This is a genomic window from Chloroflexus sp., from assembly GCF_034432675.1.
Classification (GTDB): domain Bacteria; phylum Chloroflexota; class Chloroflexia; order Chloroflexales; family Chloroflexaceae; genus Chloroflexus.
This window is the reverse complement of the sequence record NZ_DAOUBI010000212.1, coordinates 1-11,239: the sequence shown is the minus strand read 5'-3', so window position 1 is coordinate 11,239 and position 11,239 is coordinate 1. Positions and strand designations below refer to the sequence as shown.

The 11,239-nt window shown below is 55.4% G+C and carries 9 protein-coding genes and 1 riboswitch; of the genes, 8 read left to right on the top strand and 1 reads right to left on the bottom strand.

Translation table 11 applies throughout. The features are described 5' to 3' along the window. Positions 1-398 precede the first annotated feature (398 nt). Positions 399-521, top strand: a riboswitch (TPP riboswitch). Between the two features lie 103 nt (positions 522-624). From thiM to thiD, 3 genes are read left to right on the top strand one after another with little or no spacing between them, the layout of a single operon-like run. Further along, positions 625-1,434, top strand: coding sequence for a hydroxyethylthiazole kinase (thiM, locus tag VAE55_RS15910; RefSeq protein WP_322816715.1), 810 nt, complete (start codon positions 625-627; stop codon positions 1,432-1,434). A 37-nt stretch (positions 1,435-1,471) separates the two neighbouring features. Next, on the top strand, positions 1,472-2,122 hold the full coding sequence (gene thiE / locus VAE55_RS15905) for a thiamine phosphate synthase (RefSeq protein WP_322816714.1): 651 nt from the start codon (positions 1,472-1,474) through the stop codon (positions 2,120-2,122). Continuing rightward, entirely contained in the window at positions 2,119-2,919 is an 801-nt protein-coding gene (thiD, locus tag VAE55_RS15900; protein WP_322816713.1) for a bifunctional hydroxymethylpyrimidine kinase/phosphomethylpyrimidine kinase, read from the top strand. The genes thiE and thiD overlap by 4 nt, the downstream gene beginning before the upstream one ends. Before the next feature lie 98 nt (positions 2,920-3,017). Here thiD and VAE55_RS15895 read toward each other — a convergent pair whose 3' ends face one another. Further along, positions 3,018-3,566, bottom strand: a complete 549-nt coding sequence (locus tag VAE55_RS15895) for a hypothetical protein (protein ID WP_012256278.1) — start codon at positions 3,564-3,566, stop codon at positions 3,018-3,020. Between the two features lie 270 nt (positions 3,567-3,836). Here VAE55_RS15895 and VAE55_RS15890 point away from each other — a divergent pair, with 270 nt between their 5' ends. The 5 genes from VAE55_RS15890 (at position 3,837) to VAE55_RS15870 (ending at position 10,865) form a co-directional block, all read left to right on the top strand. After that, the gene (locus VAE55_RS15890; protein ID WP_416181213.1) at positions 3,837-4,778 is read left to right on the top strand and encodes a hydroxymethylglutaryl-CoA lyase; all 942 of its coding nucleotides are present in this window, start codon (positions 3,837-3,839) and stop codon (positions 4,776-4,778) included. 18 nt (positions 4,779-4,796) lie between these two features. Then, a complete protein-coding gene (locus VAE55_RS15885) occupies positions 4,797-5,585 on the top strand; it encodes an SDR family oxidoreductase (protein WP_322816711.1) in 789 nt (262 codons plus the stop codon). 159 nt (positions 5,586-5,744) lie between these two features. Then, complete coding sequence (locus VAE55_RS15880; RefSeq protein ID WP_322816710.1) at positions 5,745-8,933, top strand: S41 family peptidase; 3,189 nt, start codon at positions 5,745-5,747, stop codon at positions 8,931-8,933. A gap of 431 nt (positions 8,934-9,364) precedes the next feature. Beyond that, entirely contained in the window at positions 9,365-10,135 is a 771-nt protein-coding gene (locus tag VAE55_RS15875; RefSeq protein ID WP_322816709.1) for a hydroxypyruvate isomerase family protein, read from the top strand. A gap of 103 nt (positions 10,136-10,238) precedes the next feature. Further along, positions 10,239-10,865 (top strand): NYN domain-containing protein, encoded by a 627-nt coding sequence (locus VAE55_RS15870; RefSeq protein ID WP_322816708.1) that lies wholly within the window; start codon positions 10,239-10,241, stop codon positions 10,863-10,865. The last annotated feature ends 374 nt before the right edge of the window (positions 10,866-11,239 follow it).

Here is an 11,239-nt window from a genome sequence, read left to right as displayed (position 1 = left end):
TCGCTCATCATCCGCGTGGTGCGTAGTTTGGAGTGCGGCAGCCATGCTGCCGCGCTGGCCGTGCTCACGATCCGGTACGTGTCACGTTGTTGACCCGGCTGGTCATGCGGATGCCGGGTGTGCGCGTCACGATCATGGAATCGGTCGGCGATGAATGAGGTAACTTTATAAGTAGATGTTTTTGAAACAGGTTCTAGCGATGATCGCTGTGACGACACAGTATTGCGTGTTGCATACGGTATCTGTAAGGAGACTTCTGCAAGAATATTCCATGGTGTAGGTGCAGGGTTTCCTGTCACGTTGATTGGTGTAGAGCTTACACGGTGTCTATTTTGAGAGACTCACGAGTGATAACCTGCCTTGCACAAGCCATCCTTCCATGCTATGATTCTTTGTAACCAATAAGCCAGGGGAGCCTGGGAGAGCCGGGCTGAGAGGGTGTCCAGGCGTATCGCCACCGACACCGACCCTTTGAACCTGATCTGGGTTATGCCAGCGGAGGGAGGAGCAGGGTGCAGGTGTATTGCACCGTCTGCATTGCGGAATAACCGTCCTGCCGCGGCAGGGCGGTTTTTGCTACCTGCCCAATGATGTTCCGCCGTTTGCTGGCGCAAGGAGGCAATGATGACTCTGAACGAGCGGATCGCGGAGTTGCGCGAACGGGTGCGCCAGCAGCGCCCCCTCATTCACCACATTACCAATTTTGTGGTGATGAATGATACGGCCAATGTAACGCTGCACATCGGTGGGTTGCCGGTTATGGCGCATGATCGAGCCGAGGTGGCCGAGATGGTGACCGCTGCGGGTGCGCTGGTGTTGAATGTGGGCACGTTGTCGCCTGATTGGATTGAAGCGATGTTGATTGCCGGTCGGCGGGCAAACGAGCTGGGGATTCCTATTGTGCTCGATCCGGTGGGTGCCGGTGCGACAAGCCTGCGCACGGCGAGTGATCGGCGGTTGCTTGAAGAGCTTCAGATTGCGGTGGTGCGGGGAAATTCCGGTGAGATCGGTGCTTTAGCCGGAATGGGTGGAGTGGTCAAGGGTGTAGAGGCAGTTGTAGAACTGGATGATCCGATTACCGCGGCAAAAGCTTTGGCCAAGCAGTATCGTACCGTGGTTGCTGTTACCGGTCGGCAAGATATTGTCACCGATGGCAACCGGGTATATCTGGTTGATAATGGTCACGAATGGCTAAAAACGCTTACCGGAACCGGTTGTTCGGCAACCACGGTGGTTGCTGCATTTGCTGCCGTCGAGCGCGATTATCCCTTTGCTGCAGCAGCAGCACTGGCGTGTTTTGGTCTGGCCGCTGAACTGGCCGCACCGGCAGCACGTGGGCCGGCCAGCTTTAAGGTGGCCTTTTACGATGCTATCTACCATCTTTCGGCTGATCAGATTCGCGTCGGGGCACGGGTGACTTCTGTCGCAGGCTAGCCTTCGCTGACCTTCATAGAAGAGAAAGGGGTGGCCCGTGAGTGTGGCACGTACGATTGACTGGCGACTCTACGTTGTAACCGATGACGTACTACTACAAGGGCGCTCACACCGTGAGGTGCTTGAGGCAGCTATCGCGGGTGGTGCGACTGTCGTGCAGTATCGGGCGAAGCACGCTTCAACCCGTCAGATGGTGGCTGAGGCGCAAGCATTGCGTGACCTAACCCGTCGCACCGGTATCCCGTTTATTGTGAATGATCGACTAGATGTGGCGCTAGCAGTAGATGCGGACGGCGTCCATGTTGGTCAGGATGATATGCCGGTTGCGCTGGCGCGACGATTAATTGGGGACAAGCTATTGGGAGTCTCGGCTCACAGCTTGCATCAGGCAACCAAGGCGGTCCAAGACGGTGCCGACTATCTTGGCGTTGGACCAATCTTTGCTACCGCCACTAAACCAGATGCCGAACCACCGATTGGACTCGGAGAGCTACGGCGTATTCGGCAACACATTTCAATCCCAATTGTTGCGATTGGTGGTATTAACCAAGCTAATGCCGCGGATGTGATGCGGGCAGGTGTTGATGGGATTGCTGTTGTGTCGGCAGTGGTCGCAGCAGATGATGTCACTGCCGCTGCTCGTCAATTGCGTGCGCTGGTGTCAGTTGTTCAGGAGAAGGCGCTATGACGTTACCGCGTTGTCTGACGATTGCCGGTTCTGATTCTGGTGGCGGAGCCGGTATTCAGGCTGATTTAAAAGCATTTGCGGCTCTGGGTGCCTATGGTATGAGCGTGCTCACCGCCGTAACGGCTCAGAATACGGTAGGGGTACAAGGGGTGGTGGAATTGCCGGCAGCGTTTGTCGGTCAACAGATCGACTCGGTCGTTACCGACATCGGCGTTGATGCGGTGAAGACCGGGATGCTGGCAAATGCCGACATTATTGCCGTGGTTGCCGAGAAGGCACGAGCCTATCAGTGGCCGTATCTGGTGGTCGATCCAGTGATGGTAGCAAAAAGCGGTGATCCGTTGTTGCACCCTGAGGCGCGGCAGGCTTTGATCACGCTGTTGTTGCCTCTAGCCACCATCGTGACCCCGAATCTCCCGGAAGCACGGACACTAACTGGGCTTAGCATTACAACGATTGCTGAGATGGAACAGGCGGCACAGATGATCCACGCCATGGGGCCGCGTTGGGTGCTGGTGAAAGGTGGACATCTCGAAGGTGATAGTGTTGATGTACTCTTCGACGGTGCGCAGTATCAGCACTTTACGGCGCCGCGGATTGAGACACGACACACCCATGGAACTGGTTGTACTTTCGCCTCGGCCATTGCTGCTGGTCTGGCGAAAGGCCTGTCGGTACCTGATGCGGTTGTGCAGGCGAAAGAATACATTACCACCGCTCTCCGTCATGCACCAGGTTTAGGTCAAGGGCATGGCCCGGTACACCATTTTGCCGCGTGGTATGGGGTTGCTGAATAGCAAACTGATACCGAAAGCAAAAGAAATTGAGGGAAGTGTATGCAACCAGAGAGCATCACTTCCCTCAATGAGCGTCAATTCACGTAGAGAAAACAACGTTACTTCTTCTCGACAGTGTTGTTGACAACTCCCATCAACACTTTACCCAGTTCAGCCTGAGCCTCGATCACCCGCTGCATCGCCTCTTGCCAGCTCTGCATCACCTTCTGCATTTGCGTCGTATCCCAACCACGGGCAATCGTGGTCGGATCCGACTTCTTGAGCATTTCGAACCAGCCCTCAATAAAGCGGGTCTGGCTTTCGGTGAAATTGCGGGTCAACTCCAGAACTTGCCGGCTCCATTCCACCACCGAGGTTGGCGATGCTGGATTAAGTCCAGGGATTGTGGGGACGCCAGGGATCGGCGGGAGATTCGGCATGTTAACGCTGTTCGCGGCGACGGCCTCTGCCCACATGCGGGTCAGCTCGACCTGTGCTTCCAGCGTTTGCTTGACCGTCCCCCGCCAGCTATCGACCGTCTTCTGCCATGCTTCTGGATTCTGCGGGGCTGCCATGTATTGCATTGATGCCATCCAGCTATCCCAGACCTTCTGTTGCGTACCGGTCCACATCTTGATCATGTCATTCGCCTGCTTCGACCAATCCATTGGTTCCTCCATTCAGCGCTATGCGCTGTCTATCCGTTTTTGATGCCCCACGTTGTGTGGTTCTGTTGTCAGGGTAGAAGAACAGGTTACAGTGGAGTTACTAATCTGTTTCATTGCAACCATTTGACAGACGGAGTGTGAGTCTCTACCATACTGAAAAGATCAATCACTGCTGAGTCATACATTGTGCCGATCATGATGATTGCAGGCTGCCAACAGTGATTGCCGGCAACATGAACCGTTCAAAACCAGCAACCAGGGAGGTCGATGATGACCACAATGACAATTGGCACGCTACCGACGTTTGTGCATATTCGTGAAGTAGGGCCGCGTGATGGTTTGCAGAATGAGCCAACGATTCTGACGACGGCGCAGAAGATAACGTTGATTGAGTTGTTGGCAGCGACCGGATTGCGTGCGATTGAAGTAGGGGCATTTGTGCGTCCGCAACAAGTGCCGCAGATGGCCGATACGGAAGCTGTCTTTGCCGGTATCAAGCGCCAGCCTGGGGTGGTGTACAGTGCAATTGCTCCGAATGTTATCGGAGCGCGGCGGGCAATTGCCGCCGGTGCAGATGTTGTGCAGGTGTTTCTCAGCGCCAGCGAGAGCCATAATCGCAGTAATGTGAATATGAGTATCGAGCAATCACTGGTGCAGGTGGCCGAGATGGCGACGCTGGTGCATGCAGCCGGGAAGCCGTTTGATGCGGTGCTGTCGGTGGCCTTTGGTTGCCCGTTTGAAGGGGATGTACCGATTAAGCGGGTGTTGGATCTGTGCCAGCGGTTGCTCGATTTGGGTGCCGAGCAGTTGACGTTGGGCGATACCACCGGTATGGCACACCCGCTCCTGGTGCAAGAGGTTGTCCGTGCGTTTCGATCACGTTTTCCACGTCAACCGTTGCGTTTGCATTTGCACAGTGCGCGAGGGGCCGGCCTGGCAAACCTGCTAGCGGCATTGCAGTTGGGTGTCGATCTGTTTGACTCTAGCATTGGTGGTATCGGTGGTTGTCCGTTTGCGCCCGGCGCTCCTGGTAATCTCTGCACCGAAGATGTCACGCATTTGCTGCACGAAATGGGGATTGCGACCGGGTTGAATCTGCCGGCACTCATGGCGACGGCGCGTGAACTTGAACGCATGTTAGGGCACGAAGTACCGGGACAGACGATTAAAGCCGGTATTTGTAAGCATCTGCGGGACCGCGGCGAGGGTTGAAAATGACAGGTACACATTATGGATCCGCGTGATCGGGTGGTAATTATTACCGGTGCTTCAAGTGGGATTGGGGCGGCGACGGCTCGTTGTTTTGCGGCTGCCGGTGCTCGCCTGGTGCTGGCTGCCCGTTCGCAGGAAGCTTTAACGCAGGTGGCAGCCGATTTGCCGCAGGCGTTGGCAGTACCAACCGATGTGTCCGATCCAGAGGCGTGTATGCGGCTGGTGGAGCGGGCAGTAGCAACTTACGGGCAGGTTGACATCTTGATTAATAACGCCGGGATCGGTCTGACCGGCCCGGTAACCAGGCTGGCACGTGCCGATCTAGAGCGGGTGTTAGCCGTCGATCTGCTTGGCCCAATCTGGTTGACCCAGGCAGTCGTACCGATCATGCGGGCTGGCGGTCGTGGTCAGATCATTAACGTCTCGTCGGTTTTGGCAGTTCAGCCCCTACCCTTTTTAGGTGGGTATGCGGCGGCAAAGGCTGCGCTCGAACAGATCAGCAATGCCTTGCGGATTGAGTTGCACGGGAGTGGGATTTCCGTTACCGTTGTGCGTCCGGGTACGACGCGCACAGATTTCAATCAGCGGCGGCTGGGGCGTGGACGCGAGCGCCGACGAATTGCACCGCCGGGTGTGCCACCAGAGGTTGTGGCCCGCACTATCTTGCGGGCAGCGCGCACCGAGCCACGCCTGGCCTACGTGAGCTGGAGTGATCGGTTGGCCCTCTGGATCGGACGACTGTTTCCCGGTTTGATTGATGCTATCCTGGCGCGCACGTTTGTCTGGGAAGAGCAGGCTTACCAATAGGTGGGAACGGTTTGAAGAGGGGCAAGTGAGGATGGTAGCGCTATCATTCGTCGCCAGACGTGTATCTCTGGATGTTTGGATCAACACGCTGTAAGATGATTTATCATACATACCTGCGAATAACAAGAACAGTATATATTGGAATGTGGAGGAACCACCTTGTCCAAATCTCAGGCCCTTTTGCGTCAACCAGCTCTTGATCCTGATGGGCGGCTGCTAGCATTTATCGCCGCTGGTGATGTCTGGCTTATCTCGATTGAAGGCGGGGTTGCTGAACGCCTTACAGCCCATCCAGCCAATCATTACGGACCGCGGTTTAGCCCGGATGGACAGCGTATCCTCTTCAGCGCCGGTCGTGATGGGTCTGGTGATTTGTATGTTCTCGACCTGGCGGGCGGCCCACCGCGCCAGATCACGTTTCAAGACGAACAATGCACCCCGGAAGACTGGGCAAACGATGGGGATGCTGTCTTCTTCACCACTGCTATTGAACAGATGGGTTCGGCAATCTATCGGGTGAGGACAAGTGGTGGTACGCCGGCGCCGATCTATCTTGAACCGTATGAACAGCTTGGTCAGGTGGCAGTGTCGCCCGACGGCACAAGGCTGGCCTTTGTCAACATACGCGAGCGCTGGTGGCGACGTGGCCCCCATCCCTTCTCCTCGAATGAGATATGGTTAGGACCAACTGAACCCGACTACCGGGCATTGTGCCAGGTTGCCGGCCCTTTCGGGCAACGTCTCGTGTACGCAGGAAAACTGGGTTGGCCGTTGTGGGCACCGGATGGTCAGGGTCTGTATATCGTTTGCGATAGCGATGGCAACGAGAACCTGTGGTACCTGCCACTTGGTGAGGGTGAAGCGCGGCAAATAACCCATTTTCGTGATGGACGCTTGCTCTTTCCGGCGATTGCCCGGCGTAACAACGTGATTGTCTGCGAACGTGGTGATGGTCAGTTGTGGCGGATCGATCCGATCAGTGGCGAAAGTGTGCCTGTTCCGATTCGGGTGCGGATAGATAGCAAACGAACACCAGTACGGGTTGAACGTTGGACGAGTGGGTTTAGCGAAGTTCGCCTCAGTCCTGATGGAAAGAAACTGGCGATTGTGGCCCGTGGTGATGTCTTTGCCGATTTTGCCGACAAAGAGACTGACCGTGACCTGCGCCAGGGGCCGGCGTTTCGGGTTACCAATACACCCGCCCGTGAGTGGAGTATCGCGTGGGCCCCTGACTCGCAGCGTTTAATCTATCTCTCCGACCGCTACGGAGAAGTTGAACTATTTGCCTACGATTTCAGCAGCGGACAGGAGCAACAACTTACCCGTGATGGTCGGCCTAAGATGTTACCGCGGATTGCACCTGATGGGAAATCAATCGCCTACATCCGCGACCAGCGGATCATTGAGGTGATCGAGGTGACAGATCCGTCACCACGTGAAGTGTGCCAGGCCCGGTTTGCGGTTGCCGCCGATCTTTGCTGGTCGCCCGACTCGCGCTATCTGGCGTTTATCGCCCAGGATGATCGTCTCTTCAGCAATGTCTACATCGTGCCGGCAGCCGGTGATGAGCCGCGCCAGATCACCTTTCTCAGCAACCTCGATGGCGGCAATTTGTGCTGGTCACCGGATGGGAGCTTTATCATCTTCACTACCGAACAGTACCGGTTAGAAGCGCAGATTGCGCGTGTCGATCTGCGTCCGTCGCAGCCAGTGTTTCGCGAAACAGCGTTTGAACGATTATTTGAAAAAAAGGAGGAAAAACCAACCGAACCCGGCGATCAATCCGCCAAAGAACCAAGAGTGTCTCAACCGCTGACCGAGCCGATTATCTACGAGGGCATTGAACGGCGCTTACGATTGCTGACGCCGCCACAGATGAACGCGATGGCTGGTCCAATCAGCCCTGATGGCAAAGACCTGCTCTTTCTGGCTTCGGTAGCCGGTAAAGTTGATGTCTGGACGATGCCGCTCGATGAGCCGCGGGCGAATCAACCACCACGGCAATTGACCGCCAGCGACACGCGCAAAGGATTTCTGCAATTTGCTCCGGACGGACGTAACTTCTACTACCTTGAAGATGGGCAGGTTGTGGTACGCCGCTTTCCCGGTGGTAACGAGCCGAACCGGCTCTCACTGCGGGCTGAGGTTGAAGTAGATTTTCATCGTGAAAAGGAGCAAATCTTCATTGAAGCCTGGCGCGAGCTACGTGATAGCTTCTACGATCCGACCTTTCGTGGGCAGGACTGGCAGGCCGTGCGTGATCGCTACGCATCACTGGTAGGCGCAGTCCAAACTACCGGTGAGCTACATACGCTGATCAATTTGATGGTTGGTGAACTGCGGGCTTCGCATCTGGGCAGTTCCTTCTACAACAGTGAGAGCGAGGATGGCTTCATCGGCATTATCTTTGCCGCCGAACCACTGCTCCGCGAAGGTCGGCTGATCGTCGAACGTAACCTGCCTGATGGCCCGGCGGCGCTGACTGCCGATCCACCGCGTCCCGGCGAAGAGCTGGTCGCAATTGATGGAACGCGGCTCAATGGAACGCTCTCACTACATAAGCTGCTCTTGCGCAGTGTTGGCCGGCGGGTGCGGCTGGTATTGCGGGCGAATGATGGTACCGAACGCGAGATCGTCGTTCGGCCCATCAATGCCGGCGCGTATGAACAGTTGCGTTACCGTGATTGGGTGTTCAACAATGAACAATATGTTCACACCCACAGTCAAGGCAGTCTTGGGTATGTGCACATTGCCGAGATGAGCTATGCTGCCTATCAACAATTTCTGGTTGATCTCGATGCGGAAACCCACAGCAAAGCCGGTGTCATTATTGATGTACGCTACAATCGCGGCGGCCATACAGCGACATTTATTCTCGATGTCCTGATGCGGCGTTCGGCGCTGCGCAGTGGGTTTCGTGATCTTGGCACGACTGATGCCAGTCATCTGGCGGGTAATCGCGTGCTCGACCGGCCTACAGTGTTGGTAACGAATGAACGCTCAGCAAGCAACACCGAAATGTTGAGTGAAAGCTATCGGCGATTACGGCTGGGGAAGGTCGTTGGGCGACCAACTGCCGGAGCAGTGATATGGACATACCAGATACCGTTGCTTGATGGCTCCTGGTTGCGGTTACCACGGTTGTACGTCGTAACGCCGGAGGGCGAAGATCTGGAGGGACGAGGCAGGCCGGTTGATGTAGAGGCAGTGCGTCCGTTGGGAGAGTGGGCATATGGGCGGGATAGTCAATTAGATGCCGCTATTACCACCCTTCTCAAAACCGTTCGCCGGCGGCGAAAGAATGATGTGCCGAACCCGGTAGCAAGCTCAGATACAACACACGAGTAGAAGCTGTCTCAGGTTGCAACGTCGTGCGACGGTGAGGTGATTGAGCGTTGTGCTCAACGGATAGCCCGACCGGATTGATGGAGTTCATGTAGCCTGGTTCTGGTGGAAACCACATACAGGCTACGTATAAGCGGGAGGCAGAGATTGGTGTATGTCATAAGCGTCCGGCCTGGAACGCAGAGATACTAAAGCCGAACTTCCGCAATCTAAACAACGTAGCACATGCATCTAAGCGTGGAAATAATTTCGCAAGCGCTTCCCGGCAATTTCGTCGGCAAAGCATACACTATCAGGCGCCAACAACAGTATAATAGGAGCAGGCAATGTGGAACGATTTGACCGACCAGCCAGTCAGATGCATCATGAATCGCCAGCGCTGCAACGGGTCGGTTGCGCCATAAGAGCTCTTGTGCAGAAAAGTGAGGTTGAAGATGTCGGCCCTCGCACCCCTCCGCTTCTCAGTCTGTCTCGATATGATCTTCACCGATCGCCCGTTTGAGCAGCGACTCGAACACATTGCCGATCTCGGCTTCCGCGCCTATGAATTCTGGACGCGGAAGGGCAAGGACATGAACATCACCATTGCTCTGCAAACCGCTTTACGCCTGCATTGTGTGGCTATTTTCGGCAGCGAAGCAGCCCCCAATGATCCCGATCAGCGAGCACGCTTTCGTGATGAAGTGACGCGCAGTGCCGCGTTGGCAGTTGATCTGGCCTGTGATAACCTCATCGTTCACGGTGGCATTACCCGGTCAGACCTTGATTATGCCACGCAACGCGCCTATCTGGTTGATGCGCTGCATGAGGCTGCCGAGACTGCGGCTGATGCCGGTCTTAATCTACTCCTCGAACCGCGCAACCCGGTCGATCATCCGGGTAGTTTTCTCTGGTCATCCGACGAGGGCTTTACCATCGTGCGCGAGCTTGGTCAACCGCACGTCAAACTGTTGTTTGATTGTTACCATCAACAGATCAGCGAAGGAAACCTGACCCGTCGCATCCTGACCAATCTCGATCTTATCGGTCACATCCACGTCGCCGACGTTCCCGGTCGCCATGAGCCGGGCACCGGTGAAATCAATTACGAGCATATCTTCGGCATCTTGCGTGAACATGGGTACGGTGGCTATGTCGGTCTTGAGTATACCCCGCGGATCGATGCGGCGGCCAGTCTGCGGGTGGTGCGGATGATGAGTCAGTGAGCGTGAAGAGTGATACATTGTACATACGATGGTTCACTTGGAATGCTATAATGAAGCCGACCAACGCTCCGACTCTGCATTGTAATCACCTGCTGGAGGCTTTATGAACAACGTCTGCCGCATCGGTGTTTTTTACGATGGTTCATACTTTACGTATGCGCAATTCTATTTTTACAGCGAGAAAAAAGTTGGCTGGTTGTCATTTGTTCCCTTTCATCGTCTAATCGAACAATTTGTCAGTAGCAAAGAGCAACGCTACGTCGCCCACCGGGTTGTCTACGCAAGCTGGCACCAGGGTCTGTTCCATTCAGCGCAAACCAGTGAAAAACAGTTTCAGATTGAGCGTAATCGGCATATTGATTTGGTACATGCCGGCATTGAGCCGAAATATGTGCCAATGCCCCCGAATGGTCAAGAGAAAGGGGTAGATGTATCGCTCGCGATTGATGCCATGGAACGGGCTATGGAAGGCAAAATTGATGTTGCCGTTTTGGTTACCGGTGATGGTGATTTGACGCCGCTGGTTCGGGCACTGATGAAACATGGGGTGCGGGTGGGTCTTCTGTACTTTGCGTATGAATCTTCGCAGCGCACCAGCCATGTGAACAGGCGATTGCTAGACGCCTGTAACTATGCACTGAATGTGAACCAGCTCGAACATACGCCCCAGGCTGCTGCTATTTTCAAAGGATTATTTCGGCAGCTGCAGGGGAGGGTCGCCAGGAATTGATGGTCACGCGAGTCATGCACGAACCAGGGGCAGGTCTCACGCCTGCCCCTTCTGGTTCGGTGATGTGTTTTTGCGTGGAAGGTCCTGACTCTCTCCCGGTGGCGTGTGTGAACGCTGCGCCGGCGGTTGGCAATGGTTACGGTGTCTGCAATGAATCAGCCGGGTTGCTTTGCGGAGTAATACCAAATCTTGAGTAATGCGGTCCATCACTACCTGTCACCGGATATGCGGTGAAGCGGGACTATCCGTCGCCTTCGTAACGAGCCGTGGGTATCACCAGTATGATATGTAGGGGCGGGTGTAATGCTCCCCAAAAGTCAAACCACTCGGACGCCTTCTTTGGACGGCACATAGGGGCGCGGCTCCGCCGCGGG

What these genes read in the sequence shown, in the direction of transcription:
- VAE55_RS15875 (WP_322816709.1), top strand. Translation starts at nt 9,365, where the DNA reads ATGTCGGCCCTCGCACCCCTCCGCTTCTCAGTCTGTCTCGATATGATC.
- VAE55_RS15895 (WP_012256278.1), bottom strand. Translation starts at nt 3,566, where the DNA reads ATGGATTGGTCGAAGCAGGCGAATGACATGATCAAGATGTGGACCGGT.
- VAE55_RS15870 (WP_322816708.1), top strand. Translation starts at nt 10,239, where the DNA reads ATGAACAACGTCTGCCGCATCGGTGTTTTTTACGATGGTTCATACTTT.
- VAE55_RS15885 (WP_322816711.1), top strand. Translation starts at nt 4,797, where the DNA reads ATGGATCCGCGTGATCGGGTGGTAATTATTACCGGTGCTTCAAGTGGG.
- thiM (WP_322816715.1), top strand. Translation starts at nt 625, where the DNA reads ATGACTCTGAACGAGCGGATCGCGGAGTTGCGCGAACGGGTGCGCCAG.
- VAE55_RS15890 (WP_416181213.1), top strand. Translation starts at nt 3,837, where the DNA reads ATGACCACAATGACAATTGGCACGCTACCGACGTTTGTGCATATTCGT.
- thiD (WP_322816713.1), top strand. Translation starts at nt 2,119, where the DNA reads ATGACGTTACCGCGTTGTCTGACGATTGCCGGTTCTGATTCTGGTGGC.